This is a genomic window from Ruegeria sp. CDSC068 (assembly GCF_059610545.1).
Map to the genome: position 1 here is coordinate 423,105 of NZ_JBXWNV010000002.1, position 17,254 is coordinate 440,358.

Here is a 17,254-nt window from a genome sequence, read left to right on the forward strand (position 1 = left end):
CGGTTCCCCGAACGGCCCTTGTTCCCGAAAAGGTTAGGTCGTTTATTCCAGTTCGACCAGTAGGTCCTTTGCGTCAATCTGGCTGCCCGGCTGAACATGCACAGCCTTGACCGTCGCATCGCGCTCGGCGTGGATGCCAGTTTCCATCTTCATCGCTTCGATGGTCAGCAGCATGTCGCCTTCCTTGACCTCCTGGCCCGCGGTCACGGCAATGGTGGCCACCACGCCGGGCATCGGCGCGCCGATGTGGTTGGGGTTGCCTGCCTCGGCTTTAGGACGGGACTGCGTGGTTGAGGTCACCAGACGGTTTGGAACCCGGATCACGCGCGGTTGGCCGTTGAGTTCAAAGAACACTTTGACCTCGCCCTTTTCATCGGTCTCACCGATGGCCTGACAGCGGATTTCCAGTGTTTTGCCGGGGTCGATCTCGGCCGTGATCTCTTCGCCGGGTTCCATGCCGTAGAAGAAGGTGCGCGTGGGAAGAGTGCGCACAGGTCCGTAAGCCCGGTGACGCCCCATGTAGTCCAGGAACACCTTTGGATACATCAGATAGCCGTTCAGATCCTCGTCATCGACCTCTTTGCCTTCCAAAAGTTGGGACAGCTCGGCGCGTGTGCCTTCAAGGTCAACCGGTGGGACATCCTTGCCCGGGCGATCTGTGTTGGGTGTTTCATCCTTGAGGACCTTCGTTACGATAGTGTCGGGGAACCCGCCCGGAGGTTGACCCAAATTGCCGCGCATCATGTCCACAACCGAGTCGGGGAAGGCCACATCGGTATCCGGGTTTTCGACCTGTTCGCGGGTCATGTTCTGGCTGACCATCATCAGCGCCATGTCACCGACCACCTTGGATGACGGTGTCACCTTCACGATGTCACCGAACATCCGGTTCACGTCAGCATACATCTGAGCGACCTCGTGCCAACGTTCTTCCAGCCCCAGCGAACGCGCCTGCGCCTTGAGGTTGGTGAACTGTCCGCCGGGCATCTCGTGCAAGTAAACCTCAGAAGCCGGAGCCTGCAGACTGGATTCGAAGGCTGCGTACTGGCCGCGAACCGCTTCGAAATAGTCGCTGATCTCACGGATGGCCTTGATGTCCAACCCGGTGTCGCGCTCGGTATGGCGCAGTGCTTCGACCACGGTGCCCAGCGTCGCCTGCGAAGTGTTGCCCGAGAAGCTGTCCATCGCGCAATCCACCGCGTCCACGCCCGCCTCGGATGCAGCGAGAATGGTGGCGCTGGCGATACCGGCAGTATCGTGTGTGTGGAAGTGGATTGGCAGGCCGACCTCTTCCTTCAGCGCACGGATCAGGATTTTGGCCGAGGCCGGTTTCAAAAGACCCGCCATATCCTTCAGACCCAGAACGTGTGCACCTGCATCGCGCAGTTCTTTCGCCATGCCGACATAGTATTTCAGGTCATACTTGGCGCGGTCCGGGTCCAGAATATCACCGGTGTAACAGACGGTGCCCTCACAGATTTTGCCGTTCTCAACCACGGCGTCCATGGCCACGCGCATATTCTCGACCCAGTTTAACGAGTCGAACACACGGAACACGTCGATGTTCTGCGATGCTTGACGCACGAACTCCTGCACAACGTTGTCAGGGTAATTGGTGTAACCGACCCCGTTCGCGCCGCGCAGCAGCATCTGGGTCATCAGGTTCGGCATCGCCTCGCGCAGGTCGCGCAGGCGCTGCCACGGGCATTCCTGCAAGAAACGATAGGCCACGTCAAAGGTCGCGCCCCCCCAGCACTCGATCGAGAATAGCTGGGGCAAGTTCGCTGCATAGGTTGGTGCCACTTTGATCATGTCGATCGAACGCATCCGGGTCGCCAGCAGAGACTGATGCCCGTCACGCATGGTTGTGTCGGTGATCAGAAGCTGGCGCTGCGCCTTCATCCAATCAGCAACGGCTTGCGGACCTTTTTGTTCCAGCAGGTTGCGAGCGCCCATCTGCGGCTCGGAGTTCGGTGCCGGGGGCTTTGCGTCTTTCAGATCAGCGCGAGGTTCGGGGCGGTCCTTGGTCTCGGGATGCCCGTTCACCGTGATGTCGGCGATGTAGGTCAGAACCTTGGTGCCCCGGTCGCGGCGGCGTTTAAAGGAGAACAGATCCGGCGTCGTGTCGATGAATTTGGTCGTATATTCATTCGACAAGAAAGTCGGGTGTTTGAGCAGGTTGATGACAAAGTCGATATTGGTGCTGACGCCGCGAATTCGGAATTCACGCAAAGCGCGGTCCATCCGGGCAATCGCAGCCTCGGGTGTCGGCGCCTTGGCGGTCACTTTGGTCAGCAGCGAGTCGTAATAGCGCGTGATCACACCCCCCGCATAAGCGGTGCCGCCATCCAGACGGATGCCCATTCCGGTGGCCGAGCGATAGGCGGTGATACGACCGTAGTCGGGAATGAAGTTGTTTTGCGGGTCCTCGGTGGTGATCCGGGTTTGCAGCGCGTGGCCGGTCAGGTGCACATCCGACTGGCTGTTTGCGCCGGTGGCCTCGGCCAGAGTTTTGCCTTCGGCAATCAGGATTTGCGCCTGAACGATGTCGATACCGGTGACTTCTTCGGTGACGGTGTGTTCCACCTGAACACGTGGGTTCACTTCGATGAAGTAGAACTTGCCGGTTTCCATATCCATAAGGAATTCAACAGTGCCGGCGCATTCATAATTCACATGGGCGCAGATTTTGCGGCCCAGTTCGCAGATCTCGGCACGCTGCTCTTCGGACAGATACGGGGCAGGGGCGCGCTCGACCACCTTCTGGTTCCGCCTCTGGACCGAGCAGTCGCGTTCATACAGGTGATAGATCTCACCATGCTTGTCGCCCAGAATCTGCACCTCGACATGGCGGGCGCGCATGATCATCTTTTCCAGATAACCCTCGCCATTGCCGAACGCGGCCTCGGCCTCGCGACGGCCTTCCAGAACCATCTCTTCCAGTTCATCCTCGGATAGGATCGGGCGCATACCGCGCCCGCCACCGCCCCACGACGCCTTGAGCATCAGGGGATAACCGATTTCTTTTGCCTCGGCCCGGATCGCATCCATGTCATCGCCCAGAACCTCAGTCGCCGGAATCACAGGCACACCCGCCGCGACGGCCACGCGGCGCGCGCTGGCCTTGTCACCCAAGGCGCGCATGGTTTCCGCCTTCGGGCCAATAAAGGTGATGCCGTTCTGCACGCAGGCATCGACAAAGTCCGGGTTCTCGGACAGCAGGCCATAGCCGGGATGGATCGCATCTGCCCCACATTCTTTAGCGACGCGGATGATCTCATCGATGCTCAGGTAGGCCGCAACAGGCCCCATCCCTTCGCCAATGCGATAGGCTTCGTCCGCTTTGAACCGATGCAAGCCCAGCTTGTCCTCTTCGGCAAAGACGGCAACGGTGCGTTTGCCCATCTCATTGGCGGCGCGCATAACGCGAATGGCAATCTCGCCTCGGTTGGCGATCAGGATCTTGGTGAATTCAGTCATGTCGAGTCCCGGTCCTACTTGTTTGGCCGTGTTGATAGGCGGACAATACGCGCACGTATATCAGTCGTTCTGGGTAGAACCGGCATGTTAACGCTCGCAAACGCCCCCTATTAGCGCTATTTATCTAATAACGCTGCACCGCAGCATCGGCAAGCGGCACGACTGGGGGCAGGTGATTCAGCGACACAGCCCCCATTTGACCCATATTCGCGTGCATATCCTGCCGCAAAATGTCGATGACATGGGCAGGGCCTTTGGCGCCGAGGGCGGCCAGCCCATACATGAAGCCACGGCCCAGCATCACAAAATCGGCCCCAAGGGCCTTGGCACGCAAGATGTCCAGACCACCTTCGATACCACTGTCGAAGATCAGGGGCAGGTCTGTGGCCGCGCGGATTGCAGGCAAGGCGTCGATTCCGGCGGGGGCACCATCGAATTGTCGTCCGCCGTGATTCGATATCCAGATGGCGTCGACGCCAGCCCGCTGCAATGGCTCGGCATCTTCAGGGCGCTGCACGCCTTTCACAATCAGCGGGCCATCCCAGGCATCGCGCAGCCAGTGAACATAGTCCATGTCCGGAGACGTGCGGAGCAGATACCCAACATGGGCCGTCGGGGGCAAGTTGCTGGAGTTGTCCGTATACTTGTCCAGTGTCCGCATCCGCGGCGGCCCGCTGCGCGCTATTCCAAGCGCCCATTCCGGCCGCATCGCGATCTGGGCCAAAAGGCGCGGCGTCAATCTTGGTGGATTGGTCAGGCCCGAGCGTGTTTGCCGTTCGCGTCGGGATGCAACCGGAACGTCTGCGGTCATCACAAGCGTCGTAAATCCAGCATCCCGGACCCGATTCAGAAGATCCTTACGAATGTCCGGGTCCTTTGGCGGATAAAGCTGAAACCACGCGTTGTCACCCAGATGCGGCGCGACGTCCTCGGGGCTTTGGCAGGCAACGTTGGATAGGGTAAATGGCAGACCGGCGCTTGCGGCAGCGCGGGCAAGATGAGCTTCAGCGGCAGGCCAAATCAGGCCGGCCATACCGATCGGGGCAACGCCGAACGGTAATGGGTAGGTCTGACCCAGGAACTCGGTCGAAGTGTCAAATTCCAATGGTCCGTGCAGGATAGACGGCAGGAAACCGACGCGGTCCAATCCCTCGCGATTGCGGCGCAGCGTGGCTTCAACCCCGGTTCCGCTGTCCAGATACTCCCAGACAAAATGAGGAATCCTGCGCTGGGCGCGGTGTTTCAGATCGGCGATGCCGGGAAAGCGACTATGAAGGTCCATGGGGATTGATCGGACCAAAGGCGCGATTCGGCAAGGATTTTAAGCCGTTGATTTCCCACCAATGGCTTTTACCGGCTTTTTGAGCTGGGAAATCTGCTGTGAGTCACTTCCGCTGCCGGCGACCTGCACTTGATTGCGACCTTTGTCCTTTGCCGCATACAACGCATCATCGGCAGCGCGCATCAGATCCTGCGGCATGGTGCCATGTGCCGGATAATGCGAAACCCCAACCGAGATCGTGATACGGGGCAGGGATTTCTCACCGTAGCGCACCGAGACGGCCTCGACCGCTTGCCGCAATTGTTCGGCGCGGGTGACTGCGTCGTCTGATGTATTGTCGGGCAGGATCAGCATAAATTCTTCACCACCAATGCGGCAGGCAACTTCATCCCGGTCGCAGCCCTGTTCCAAAGCGGCACCAACTGCACGCAACACCATGTCACCGGCATCATGCCCATGGGTGTCGTTGAATTTCTTGAAATGATCGACATCCACGGCAATCAGGCTGAGCGGCGCTCCGGTTTGCTGACTGCGATTGATGGATTTGCGCAGGGTTTCAAGCATATGCCGCCGGTTGAACAGCCCGGTCAACGGGTCCCGGACGGACTGGTCATGCAACTGATCGCGCATCCGTACATTGGCAATCGCCATGCTGATCTGTTCGGCGCTGAGCTGTGCCAGCTTTTTACTCGTGTGAAACGCCTCATCTGTACCCTCAAGGGCGCGGAGGTGCAGAAGGCCGACCGTTTCCCCATGCGCCAGTATCGGAAAGCAGAAATAAGGTCGCCCGTCATGTGGTTCGGCGTGTTCACAGACAAAGTCGATCTCGGACGCGCCGTATTCATAGGTTCGGCCACGCCGAAGCCCCCAACACCCTTCGGGATGGATGTGCGCCTTATGGGTCCCGCCATTCCAACTGGCACAGCCATCCAGGACGTCGCGCGAGTTGGAATACACGTAAACGCTGCCCTCAGCCTCGGGTAGGATATGGGTCATGAAGCGCGAGACCATATCGAACAGCTCGTCCAAGGACCGGCTGGATTGCAACCACTCGTTCAATTCGCCTAACAATCGTACTTCGCGGGCCAGGCGCAGCTGATCTTCCATCAGATCACGCTCTTTGGCGGATTGTTTTTGCAGGGCCCGCAATTGCAAGCGGTTCGCCCGGTAGCTGGCAAAGGACACGGCAACAAGCGCAAGCAGGGCGATGCCACTTAGAACGGTCAAAGAAATCCTAAGCCGCGTGATGAACGTGGTGCGCAAGTCGGAGATATCAGTAAAGAATTCAATGGCGCCTATAAAACGCCCATTCTTGGCCACGGGCATAAAAACTTCGGCAACATGGTGCTGCGTTGCGTTCAGGATATTGTCCGTATGCAGATCAAGCCCGTCGATCTCGGACAGTGGAACTACTTCCTGAATGTAGTGAATCATTCCTCTGGCAACGTCGCTGCGAAAGAAATCACGGTTTTCAACACTGCCTACCTCTGTCGGACGAGTCGACCAGGTGACACGCCCATTCGAGTCAAGCAATTTGAAGCGGTAAACATCAGAAGCTTCGGGCATCGCGGCCAGAAATTCGGCGTCATGCGCATCAATCACGCCGGTCTTAAGCGCGCTCTCGGGGTCCTCCAGATGCAAGACGACGCGGCGCTTCCACAGTTCGGCTTGCTTGAGAATGTCGACCTTTAGCATCCTGTCGACCAGCGGCGCAGGCAATTTGTAAATTCCCCAGCCGCATCCAATTGTCAGAGAAATCAGCAACATGCTGATACCGATCCATTTCAGCCGGTGATTTACGGCCCCCCGATTATCCTGAGTCATACCTTCGCGCTCCCACAGCAATTTACTGATCATCGCGGCGGGTGTTTTACAGATGGTTAATGAAACCGTTCTCAGTCCAAGTCGCTTGATTAGAATTGATCGTAACAGAGCATCAAAAACTGTGCGAACAAGGCGTGAACAAACCCTTTCCCTCGGCCAACATCCAGCGTAGTTTGGCAAGATGAGCAGTTTCGACGAAATGGACGCCTTTGAGGGCGCATCCCTGTCCGCGCGCGCCATGGCCGCGCGCCCTATGCCTTATCTGGACGAGCTGAACCCGGCGCAACGTGACGCGGTCGAGCGACTGGATGGGCCTGTCCTGATGCTGGCAGGCGCAGGTACGGGCAAAACCAAGGCACTGACCGCGCGTATCGCGCATCTGCTTAGTATTGGGCGTGCGCGCCCGAACGAGATCTTGTCGGTGACATTCACCAACAAGGCCGCGCGCGAGATGAAGAACCGCGTGGGCCGTTTGTTGGGGCAACCAGCCGAGGGGATGCCTTGGCTGGGCACGTTCCACTCGATCTGCGTCAAGCTGCTGCGGCGGCACGCGGAACTGGTCGATCTGAAATCAAATTTCACCATTCTGGATACGGATGATCAGTTGCGGCTGCTCAAACAGCTGATTCAAGCGGCTAATATTGATGACAAACGCTGGCCTGCGCGCATGTTGGCCGGCATCATTGATGACTGGAAGAACCGCGCCCTGACGCCCGACAAAGTGCCGGCAGCCGATGCGGGGGCTTATAACCACAAAGGTCTCGAGATCTACGCGCAGTACCAAACTCGTCTGCGAGAGCTGAACGCGGTGGATTTTGGCGACCTACTGTTGCACATGGTCACGATCTTCCAGACTCATCAGGATGTGTTGGAGCAATACCAACGCTGGTTCCGCTACATTCTCGTGGACGAATACCAGGATACCAACGTCGCCCAATATTTGTGGTTGCGGTTGCTGGCCGGGGCGCACAAGAACATTTGTTGCGTGGGGGACGATGATCAGTCAATTTATGGTTGGCGCGGGGCCGAAGTGGGCAACATCCTGCGGTTCGAGAAAGATTTTCCCGGGGCTTATGTTGTCCGGCTGGAACAAAATTATCGTTCAACCCCACATATTCTGGCGGCTGCGTCCAATGTAATTCGCGGCAATGAAAGCCGGTTGGGCAAAGAACTGTGGACTGATGCGCAGGATGGCGAAAAATTACGATTAATTGGCCACTGGGATGGCGAGGAAGAGGCGCGCTGGATCGGTGAAGAGATCGACGCAATGCAGGGGGGAACGCGCGGTGCGCGGCCCTTTAATCTGGATGAAATTGCGATTCTCGTGCGGGCCAGCCATCAAATGCGCGCGTTTGAGGACCGTTTTTTGACCATCGGCCTGCCCTACAAGGTCATAGGCGGCCCACGATTCTATGAGCGGATGGAGATCCGTGACGCGATGGCCTATTTCCGGCTGGTGGTTAGCCCCGGCGACGATCTGGCCTTCGAGCGGATCGTGAATACCCCGAAACGCGGGCTTGGTGACAAGGCGCAGCAGACGATTCAGATGACGGCGCGGGAAAATGGCGTGTCGCTGGTCGATGGGGCGCGGATTGCTGTCGACAATGGGCTGATCAAAGGCAAAGGCGGCAAAGCACTGCGCGAGCTTATCGACGGGTTGGCGCGTTGGAACGCGATGACGCGCGGGCCCAAGATCGAAGTCGACGATGATTCTGTGATTGATGACGGCACAGCTCCGATGCGGTTTGGTGAGCCAGAGGTGTCACATATTGAGTTGGCGCAGATCATCCTAGACGAATCCGGCTATACGGCCCACTGGCAGAACGAGAAAACGCCTGAGGCTCCGGGGCGGTTGGAAAACCTCAAGGAATTGGTCAACCAACTGGATAATTTCGAGAATCTGCAAGGGTTTTTGGAACATGTCAGCCTGGTGATGGACAACGAGAAGGAATCGGACGGGGCAAAAGTCTCGATCATGACCCTGCACGCGGCAAAGGGGCTGGAGTTCCCGGCCGTGTTCCTGCCGGGGTGGGAGGACGGGTTGTTCCCGTCGCAAAGGTCGATGGACGAATCCGGGATCAAGGGACTCGAGGAAGAACGGCGATTGGCCTATGTCGGCATCACACGCGCGGAAGAGATCTGTACGATTTCTTTTGCGGCCAATCGTCGGGTGTTTGGTCAATGGCAAAACGCGATGCCGTCGCGGTTCATTGACGAGTTGCCTGAAGATCATGTCGAAGTTCTGACGCCGCCGGGGCTGTATGGGGGTGGTCAGCCGACTGCCGGTATCGAAACCCGTGCGGCCGAGGCCAATGTCTATAACTCCCCCGGTTGGCGGCGATTGCAGGCCCGGCAGGGGCAGTATGGAACGTCCCAACCCCGCGAAAGCCGCAATACGGTGATTGACGCGACTGCGGTCGCCAGTTTCACCCTTGGCGAGCGCGTGTTTCATCAGAAATTCGGCTATGGCGCGGTGATCGGCATCGAAGGCGACAAGGTCGAGGTCGATTTCGAAAAAGCTGGATTGAAAAAAGTGGTTTCCCGCTTTCTGTCCGCCAAGGATGATGTGCCGTTTTAAGCAAACGGAATTTGCCTGACGGCACATGCTCGATCTTTTTGAAAAGCGCCCGGTTTCGACCGCGGCGCTTTTTTCTTGTCTGCAGAAACAAAAACGGCGGTTCCCAGGGAGGAGGAGAGGGAACCGCCGTTCTTTTCAACATCAGGGCAGGGAGGAGGAGAGCCCCGATGTATCCGAACCCGGGTTTGATCCCGGTATGAGGAAGACGCGGCGACGTCAGGGAGGAGGAGAGACGTCGCCGCGCGCTTTCAACACCGGGAAAGGGAGGAGGAGTACCCGGTGTGTCACGTTCCGGCGTTCAAGGCCGGTATTAAGGGCGGCGACATCAGGGAGGAGGAGAGATGTCGCCGCTGAAATACAGGTCCAAAAGGGAGGAGGAAGGACCTGATCTCGATGTTTCTGTGTCGCTTAACGCGCGACGTGCTCTTCGGCCGCTTGCTGAGCCAGGCGGCGGATCATTGAGCGGTGAAGCCCCAGATCAGCCAGTTCGCGGTTCGACAGATCAGACAGTTCGTGAACTGTCTGGCGATAGACGCGATATCGGGTGAACCGGGTCTTTGCCGCCTCGAACAGCGAAGCCAGGCTAACTGCCGGTGCGCCTTTGAGCGCGGTGTTCTGTGTTGCTACAGCCATTTGCTTTACTCGATGTATTCGTTGTTGCCGGTGTTGTCCGGCGCTTGCTTGAGATTGAAAATAATCAAATGCTGCGATTGCACAATACCCGACAACGTCAATGCTGCTATGCAGCAAATGCATAGATATCAACCGGTTGCCAGTGTGGGTTTGGCCGAGCCAATAAAATAAGGCCTTCAGTGAGTGTTTCCCCTAGGGAAGGTCTTAACAAGGTTTTCTGAATTTTCGTGTCTGCGCGTCTTTTGAGCGTAGTTTGTCAATTCTTGTGCGCTTTGTGTATTGGACGGGCCAGGCGCGCGGCGGCTGACATGATGATTTCTGATCGTGGGAATTCATGGGCGTCAGCTGGGGCGGCGCAGAATCCACATGTGGCTGAGGTTAAAAATTGGGATGATTCGTTAACCCAGTGGCCCATTTTCGCTATGCTCATCATAAAATATCACCTCTGGGAGAATTTTCTGGGAAATTATGGGAATATTTGGGGTGGCTCCGAATTTGGCCTATTTAGTATATTGATAACATAAACTACCTACAATTGGTGTCTACGGGATGGTTTTCTTTCCCAGTTGCGTTGGCTAAACTGTGATTCTGAACATGGGGTCGGCAAATTTTCTGTTGATTTCCATGAATTCCCATGTCATCCCTAGTTCATCCGATGAGGACGAGGCACATGGGGCGCCAAACGACCCCGAACCAATAAAAACAGGTTTCATACAGGCATCTCGCTTTCATCAATCAAGAGATCCGGCGCGCGGGCGAGCAGACATCCCCCCAGGTGGCGCGCGCAGCTGGACATCCCGCACAGCGGGTCAATGCGGCGGGTTGATCAGTGGCAGCAGATCAACCCGCCGTTTTTCATCTGGGGGAGTGAATTTTAAGTGGGGCGCAAGCGGAAGGGACAGTCGTCTTGGCGCGCAGGTTTAGAGGTGAAAGCCACCACAAGGTGGATACGAAGGGCAGGGTGTCGATCCCGGCCTCGTTTCGCCGTGTGCTTGAATCCTCTGACCCGAACTGGCAGCCCGGCGACACTCCTGAGCTTGTAATTGTCTACGGCGACCACCGACGCAAATTCTTGGAATGCTATACTATGCAGGCGATCGAAGAGGTCGATGCCAAGATCGATGCGCTGCCGCGCGGGTCGATGCAGCGGAAGATGTTGCAGCGCATGTTCCACGGTCAATCTTTCCCGACCACAGTGGATGAAACCGGCCGTCTGGTGCTGCCGGCCAAGCTGCGCAACAAGATCAATCTTGAAGGTGAGGCATTCTTTATCGCCGCGGGTGACACGTTCCAGATTTGGAAGCCTGAAACTTACGATTCCGAAGAATTGGCTGCGGCCGAAGAGTGGTTGGACGAACAGCCCGAGGACTTTGATCCTTTGGAGTTCCTTGACGGCACCGGGGATGCGTAACGGCATGGCCGGCGCTAACACCCCTTCTGATAAACCTCATATTCCCGTTCTGCTGCGTCCATTGCTGGCTGCTGTTGCGCCCGTGTCGGGCGTCTGGCTGGATGGAACGTTTGGCGCAGGCGGATATTCAAGGGGCCTGCTGGACGCTGGCGCAGATAAGGTCATCGGCGTGGACCGTGATCCATTGGCCTTTGAAATGGCGGCGGATTGGGTCGGAGATTATGGCGACCGGCTTGTGATGCAGCCGGGTGTATTCTCGCGCATGGACGAATACGCACAGGATCTGGATGGTGTCGTTCTGGATCTGGGTGTGTCGTCGATGCAGCTCGACCTGGCGGAACGCGGATTTTCTTTCATGAAGGACGGCCCGCTCGACATGCGTATGAGTCAGGAGGGCGAAAGCGCGGCAGATTTGGTCAATACTGCGACCGAGGAACAACTGGCTGATATCCTGTATCATTATGGCGAAGAGCGTGCCAGCCGCCGCATTGCCAAAGCCATCGCCAAAGCGCGTGCGGAAGAGCCGATAACAACAACTCTGCGCCTGGTTCAGATCATCGAATCCTGTTTGCCGCGTCCCAAGCCGGGGCAGTCCCACCCTGCAACGCGCAGTTTTCAGGGCCTGCGGATCGCAGTGAATGCTGAATATGAAGAGCTGTATCAGGGCCTTATGGCTGCTGAGCGCGCTTTGAAGCCGGGCGGGCAACTGGCAGTCGTGACGTTCCATTCCATCGAAGACCGGATGGTCAAACGGTTCTTTCAGTCCCGTTCGGGCAAAACGGGCCGGGCCAATCGCTATGCGCCCGAGATTGAGCAGGAGCTGCCGCAGTTCACGCTTAAGACTCGTAAGGCCGTGGGGCCGGATGATCAGGAGCTGCAGGAAAATCCGCGTTCACGCTCGGCAAAGCTGCGTGTTGCAATTCGAACGGATGCGCCGTCGGGGGAAATTGATGCCCGCGCCGTTGGCATGCCGCAACTAGGGGGAAGAGCAAAATGAAGAGTGTTTTGTATGTGTTGACTGCTCTGTCCGTGTTTGGACTGGCGCTGTGGGCGTATCAGGAAAACTATCGCACGCAGCAGGTGGTGAAGGAAACGCAGAAGCTGCAGCGCGAAATTGGTATGGCGCAGGTGAAGCTGGCGGTTTTAAACGCCGAATGGGCTTATCTGAACCGCCCCGATAGGTTGCGTGAGCTTGCAGATCTAAACTTTGAACGGCTGGGCCTTTTGCCCCTGCGGGCTGAGCAATTCGGTCGCGCCGATCAGATTGCCTATGCGGAAGATCCTGACCTGCCGATCGTCGACCCGATCGAGCTGCAGGCCATCACGAATATTCAGGCGCTGGGTGAGGTGCAGATTCCATGACCCGCACGCCGCTGCGCCCTCTCGCCCGAATCCTTGACGCGCGCTCGCGGGGCGAGAATCCCAAAGCCATTGAGCGCGAAAACATCCGCAAGCGTCACGAAGACATGAAAGACCGCAGCCGCACCCGTGCTGAGGGCCGCTTGCTGGTGCTGGGTCTGTTCTTTTTCTGTGCCTTTTCAGTCGTGGGCGTCCGGATGGGCATGTTGGCCACATCCGAAGCGCAGGAGCCTGTGGCTTCGGCCCCTGGTGCAGCCATTGCGATGCAGCGGGCCAACATCGTAGACCGGGAAGGGCGCATTCTTGCGACCAATCTGGACACTTATTCGGTATATGCGCAGCCGCCGCTGATGATCGACCCGATTGCCGCAGCTGATCAGCTTGTGGCGATTTTCCCAGATCTGGAAAAAGAACGCCTGGTCAAGGACTTCACCGGCAATCGCAAATTCCTGTGGATCAAAAAGCGTATCTCGCCCGAGCAGAAACAAGCCGTGCACGATATCGGTGATCCTGGCATCCTGTTCGGCCCGCGTGAGATGCGGTTGTACCCGAATGGCCGTCTGGCGGCGCATATCCTTGGCGGGTCAAGCTTTGGGCGCGAAGGCGTCAGCGCTGCTGAAGTGATCGGTGTGGCCGGTGTTGAAAAGCAATTCGACGACTACCTTCGTGATCCCGCGAATGGGACTAAGCCGCTGCAACTTTCATTGGACCTGACGGTTCAAGCCGCCGTTGAGCAGGTGCTATATGGCGGCATGAAGATCATGAACGCCAAGGGTGCGTCGGCGGTTCTGATGAACGCGCATACGGGCGAGGTGATCTCAGCGGCCTCGTTGCCGTCTTTCGATCCCAATGATCGCCCGCGCCCGCCGACCTCGGGGTTCGATCCATCAGATAGCCCGCTGTTCAATCGCTATGTACAGGGCGTTTACGAACTGGGATCCGTGTTTAAGATTTTCACCGCCGCGCAGGCGGTTCAGTTGGGTTTGGTGAATTCAAATACGATCATCGATACCTCAGGGCCAATGAAGATCGGCCGTTTCCCGATTGGTGAGTTCAACGGCAAGAATTACGGCAAGATAAGCGTCGCGGATGTGATCGTCCACAGCTCGAATCGGGGCACTGGGCGACTGGCGCTACAGATTGGCGCGCAGCGGCAGCAGGATTTCCTAGAATCGCTTGGTATGTTCGATCCCACCCCGTTCGAAATCGTCGAAGCCAAGGGCGGCGAACCGCTGAAGCCCAAGAAATGGGGCGAACTGAGCACGGTGACCATCTCATACGGTCATGGTCTGTCGACCAGCCCCATGCATTTGGCGGCAGGGTACGCGGCGATTGCCAATGGCGGGCACTATGTAAGCCCGACGATTCTGCGTAAAAATGGGCCACAATACGGTCCTCGGGTGATGTCTGATAACGCGGCAAACCAGGCGCAGAACATGTTGCGCCGGGTGGTAACAGATGGCACCGCCAGTTTTGGCGATGTTGCAGGCTATGATGTGGCCGGTAAGACCGGCACCGCGGACAAACCCAAGCCCCGCGGCGGGTACTATGATGACAAAGTTATCGCGACCTTTGCGACGTTCTTTCCGGCTTATGATCCTAAGTATGTCCTGATCGTGACGTTGGACGAACCATCCATACTTGCTTATGGCGAAAAGCGCCGTACGGCAGGCTGGACAGCGGTTCCTGTGGCCGCAGAATTGATCGGGCGCATCGCACCGTTGCTGGGCCTGCGTCCTCGGGTTGAGCCTGAGGCCGGCGCTGCTATAACGCTGACCTCAAATTAGGCTGTCCAAACGAGGTGGGTCATGGGCGCAAGGACAAAGAAACTCAGCCAACTGGCCCTGACCGCCCGAGGTGGCACCAATCCTAATATCACAGGGCTGGCGGTCGACAGCCGCGAAGTCAAAGACGGTTTCCTCTTTGCGGCACTTCCCGGTACACGTGTTCATGGCGGTGAGTTCATTCAATACGCTTTGCGTATGGGGGCCGCAGCCATCCTGACGGATGCCGAAGGGGCAGAGATCGCAGCCGAGGAACTGGCCGCATCAGATGCGGCGCTGATCGTGCTCGAGGACCCGCGTCAGGCGCTGGCCGGGTGCGCTGCGCTGTGGTTCGGAGCGCAGCCTAAGACCATCGTTGCGGTTACTGGCACCAATGGCAAAACCTCGGTCGCGACATTTGTTCGCCAGATATGGACCGAACTTGGTCACGCCGCGGTGAACCTCGGGACCACAGGGGTTGAGGGGGCGTGGACCGCACCACTAGCCCATACAACGCCCGAACCAATCACTTTGCATCGTTGCCTGTCCGAGGCTGCGGAGAACGGAGTGACTCATGCTGCGATGGAGGCATCCTCGCACGGGTTGGAACAGCGCCGCTTGGACGGGGTACAGCTGGCTGCGGCGGGGTTTTCGAACTTCACTCAGGACCATCTGGACTACCACGAAACGTTTGAGGCGTATTTCAACGCCAAGGCAGGTCTGTTTGATCGGGTCCTGCCGCAAGACGGCACCGTTGTCGTCAACATGAGCGATCCCAAGGGGGCTCAGGTCCTCCGAATTGCCAAAGACCGGGGGCAAAAGGTTTTGACCGTTGGGCTTGGGGAAGCAGACCTGTGCCTGATGAATCAGCGGTTTGACGCAACAGGTCAGGACCTGCGGTTTTCTTGGCAGGGCAAGATCTTCCAAACTCGTTTGAATCTTATCGGCGGGTTTCAGGCTGAAAATATCTTGTTGGCCTGCGGTTTGGTTATTGCTGCAGGGGAAGAGCCTGAACACGTTTTCGAAACCCTGCCGAATCTCACGACGGTTCGTGGACGCATGCAGCTGGCGGCGACACGAGAGAATGGGGCAGCGGTGTTTGTTGATTACGCTCATACACCTGACGCAGTGGCGACCGCGCTCAAGGCACTGCGCCCGCATGTGATGGGCCGTCTGATCGCCATTGTCGGCGCGGGCGGTGATCGCGACGCGACCAAGCGCCCGCTGATGGGGCAAGCCGCCACCAATCACGCAGATGTGGTTTTCGTCACCGACGACAACCCGCGCAGCGAAGATCCGGCCACCATACGCGCGGCCGTGATGGATGGGGCACCAGAGGCCACCGAGGTCGGCGATCGGGCCGAGGCCATCTTGCGCGGGATAGACGCGCTGCAACCCGGCGACGCGCTTTTGATTGCGGGCAAGGGGCATGAAACCGGCCAGATCGTTGGTGATCAGGTTTTGCCTTTTGATGATGTCGAACAGGCAAGCATCAGTGTGGCCGCACTGGACGGGAGGGTGGCATGACATTGTGGACTGCAGCCGAGGCCGCCGAGGCAACCGGTGGACGCGTCACTTCGGATTGGGCGGTCAATGGTGTGTCAATCGACACGCGTACAATCCAACCCGGTGATCTTTTCGTCGCACTCACAGCCGCGCGGGACGGGCATGAATTCGTGGCACAGGCTTTGGAAAAAGGCGCTGGGGCGGCCTTGGTGTCGCGTATTCCTGAGGGCGTAACCGAAGATGCACCCTTGCTGATCGTCGAAGACGTGCAGTTGGGGCTTGAGGCGCTGGGGTGCGCGGGTCGTGACCGCTGCAATGCGCGGGTGCTCGGGGTGACCGGAAGCGTCGGCAAGACATCGACGAAGGAAATGCTGGCCACGATTTTGGAAACGCAGGGAAAAACTCATGCCAGCGTTGCCAGCTACAACAATCACTGGGGCGTGCCGCTGACCTTGGCGCGGATGCCGCGTCACACAGAATTCGCGGTGATCGAGATTGGTATGAACCACCCCGGAGAGATTTCTCCGCTGGCGCAGCAAGCCCGCCCGCATGTGGCGCTGGTCACGACAGTGGCGGCAGTGCACCTAGAAGCGTTTGACTCGGTGGCCGGTATTGCGCATGAAAAGGCCGCGATTTTTGACGGCCTGACGGAGGGCGGCGCGGCCATCCTGAACGCAGATATCGAGCATGCGGACATCCTGCGCGACTGTGCGCGGGATTTGGGCGCGAAAACGGTAGATTTCGGCCGCAATGGCACCGACTACACATTGACCGATGTAACCCAAGAGGCTGACTCGGTTCATGCAAAGGCAACAGTCGCAGGACGCCAGTTTGCGTTTGACGTACAATCAGCGGGCACGCATTTCGCCATGAACGCCCTGGGGGCATTGGCTGCCTGTGTCGAATTGGGCATCGATCTGGATCAGGCGATTGCAGGTCTCGGCGGATGGTCGCCGGTCAAGGGTCGCGGGGTGCGCGAACAGATCGCGTTGACCGACGGTGGCCGGATCGAACTGTTGGATGACAGCTATAACGCCAACCCGACGTCGATGGAGGCCGCACTGGATGTTTTGGCCGCGGCGCAAGGGCATCGTCGTATCGCTTTTCTTGGGGATATGAAGGAGTTGGGGCCGGAAGAAACTGCTATGCATGCGGCGATGGCGGATGTTTCGGCTATGCAGCGCGTGGACAAAGTACATTGCGTCGGCCCGCTGATGAAGGCGCTGTACGATGCACTTCCGGCGGATAAACGCGGGCTTTGGTTCGAGACCAGCACCGAGATGGCGGTTCAACTGCCCGAGCTTGTTCAGGCCGGTGACACTGTGTTGGCCAAGGGATCGCTGAGCATGGCATTGGCGCAGATTGTTGACGGTTTGCGTAAAATGGGGCAAGGGGGCGCGCTTGATTGATGATCGCGC

The 17,254-nt window shown here is 58.0% G+C and carries 11 protein-coding genes; 7 read left to right on the forward strand and 4 right to left on the reverse strand.

The genetic code is table 11. The annotated features are described in order from the left end of the window. Positions 1 to 42: 42 nt before the first annotated feature. The 3 genes from AC2FID_RS06835 to AC2FID_RS06845 form a co-directional block, all read right to left on the reverse strand. A complete protein-coding gene (locus AC2FID_RS06835) occupies positions 43 to 3,480 on the reverse strand; it encodes a pyruvate carboxylase (RefSeq protein WP_496836028.1) in 3,438 nt (1,145 codons plus the stop codon). A 124-nt stretch (positions 3,481 to 3,604) separates the two neighbouring features. Beyond that, positions 3,605 to 4,762 (reverse strand): alpha-hydroxy acid oxidase, encoded by a 1,158-nt coding sequence (locus AC2FID_RS06840; protein ID WP_496836030.1) that lies wholly within the window; start codon positions 4,760 to 4,762, stop codon positions 3,605 to 3,607. 39 nt (positions 4,763 to 4,801) lie between these two features. Continuing rightward, positions 4,802 to 6,586, reverse strand: a complete 1,785-nt coding sequence (locus AC2FID_RS06845) for a sensor domain-containing diguanylate cyclase (RefSeq protein WP_496836032.1) — start codon at positions 6,584 to 6,586, stop codon at positions 4,802 to 4,804. 181 nt (positions 6,587 to 6,767) lie between these two features. Between AC2FID_RS06845 and AC2FID_RS06850 the strand changes: the two genes are divergently transcribed. Next, the gene (locus AC2FID_RS06850; protein ID WP_496836033.1) at positions 6,768 to 9,164 is read left to right on the forward strand and encodes an ATP-dependent helicase; all 2,397 of its coding nucleotides are present in this window, start codon (positions 6,768 to 6,770) and stop codon (positions 9,162 to 9,164) included. 408 nt (positions 9,165 to 9,572) lie between these two features. Here the strand turns inward: AC2FID_RS06850 and AC2FID_RS06855 are convergent, their stop codons facing one another. Next, on the reverse strand, positions 9,573 to 9,797 hold the full coding sequence (locus tag AC2FID_RS06855) for a DUF1127 domain-containing protein (protein ID WP_058279568.1): 225 nt from the start codon (positions 9,795 to 9,797) through the stop codon (positions 9,573 to 9,575). Positions 9,798 to 10,704: 907 nt separating this feature from the next. Between AC2FID_RS06855 and mraZ the strand changes: the two genes are divergently transcribed. Genes mraZ through AC2FID_RS06885 form a run of 6 tightly spaced genes read left to right on the forward strand, consistent with a single transcriptional unit; the run spans position 10,705 to position 17,245 of the window. After that, entirely contained in the window at positions 10,705 to 11,208 is a 504-nt protein-coding gene (mraZ, locus tag AC2FID_RS06860; protein ID WP_082637227.1) for a division/cell wall cluster transcriptional repressor MraZ, read from the forward strand. Between the two features lie 4 nt (positions 11,209 to 11,212). After that, positions 11,213 to 12,205 carry a 16S rRNA (cytosine(1402)-N(4))-methyltransferase RsmH gene (gene rsmH, locus AC2FID_RS06865; RefSeq protein WP_496836035.1) on the forward strand — a complete coding sequence of 331 codons (993 nt, stop codon included), beginning with the start codon at positions 11,213 to 11,215 and terminating at the stop codon, positions 12,203 to 12,205. After that, on the forward strand, positions 12,202 to 12,570 hold the full coding sequence (ftsL, locus tag AC2FID_RS06870; RefSeq protein ID WP_058274326.1) for a cell division protein FtsL: 369 nt from the start codon (positions 12,202 to 12,204) through the stop codon (positions 12,568 to 12,570). Before rsmH ends, ftsL begins: the two co-directional genes overlap by 4 nt. Continuing rightward, the gene (locus AC2FID_RS06875; RefSeq protein WP_109313115.1) at positions 12,567 to 14,354 is read left to right on the forward strand and encodes a peptidoglycan D,D-transpeptidase FtsI family protein; all 1,788 of its coding nucleotides are present in this window, start codon (positions 12,567 to 12,569) and stop codon (positions 14,352 to 14,354) included. Before ftsL ends, AC2FID_RS06875 begins: the two co-directional genes overlap by 4 nt. 21 nt (positions 14,355 to 14,375) lie before the next feature. Next, positions 14,376 to 15,857 carry a UDP-N-acetylmuramoyl-L-alanyl-D-glutamate--2,6-diaminopimelate ligase gene (locus AC2FID_RS06880; protein ID WP_496836037.1) on the forward strand — a complete coding sequence of 494 codons (1,482 nt, stop codon included), beginning with the start codon at positions 14,376 to 14,378 and terminating at the stop codon, positions 15,855 to 15,857. After that, positions 15,854 to 17,245, forward strand: a complete 1,392-nt coding sequence (locus tag AC2FID_RS06885) for a UDP-N-acetylmuramoyl-tripeptide--D-alanyl-D-alanine ligase (RefSeq protein WP_496836038.1) — start codon at positions 15,854 to 15,856, stop codon at positions 17,243 to 17,245. Before AC2FID_RS06880 ends, AC2FID_RS06885 begins: the two co-directional genes overlap by 4 nt. Positions 17,246 to 17,254 lie beyond the last annotated feature (9 nt).

Bases quoted from the DNA above. Each gene is read 5' to 3' on its own strand.
- AC2FID_RS06835 (WP_496836028.1), bottom strand. From the start codon at position 3,480: ATGACTGAATTCACCAAGATCCTGATCGCCAACCGAGGCGAGATTGCC.
- AC2FID_RS06855 (WP_058279568.1), bottom strand. From the start codon at position 9,797: ATGGCTGTAGCAACACAGAACACCGCGCTCAAAGGCGCACCGGCAGTT.
- AC2FID_RS06875 (WP_109313115.1), top strand. From the start codon at position 12,567: ATGACCCGCACGCCGCTGCGCCCTCTCGCCCGAATCCTTGACGCGCGC.
- ftsL (WP_058274326.1), top strand. From the start codon at position 12,202: ATGAAGAGTGTTTTGTATGTGTTGACTGCTCTGTCCGTGTTTGGACTG.
- AC2FID_RS06880 (WP_496836037.1), top strand. From the start codon at position 14,376: ATGGGCGCAAGGACAAAGAAACTCAGCCAACTGGCCCTGACCGCCCGA.
- AC2FID_RS06885 (WP_496836038.1), top strand. From the start codon at position 15,854: ATGACATTGTGGACTGCAGCCGAGGCCGCCGAGGCAACCGGTGGACGC.
- AC2FID_RS06845 (WP_496836032.1), bottom strand. From the start codon at position 6,586: ATGACTCAGGATAATCGGGGGGCCGTAAATCACCGGCTGAAATGGATC.
- AC2FID_RS06850 (WP_496836033.1), top strand. From the start codon at position 6,768: ATGAGCAGTTTCGACGAAATGGACGCCTTTGAGGGCGCATCCCTGTCC.
- AC2FID_RS06840 (WP_496836030.1), bottom strand. From the start codon at position 4,762: ATGGACCTTCATAGTCGCTTTCCCGGCATCGCCGATCTGAAACACCGC.
- rsmH (WP_496836035.1), top strand. From the start codon at position 11,213: ATGGCCGGCGCTAACACCCCTTCTGATAAACCTCATATTCCCGTTCTG.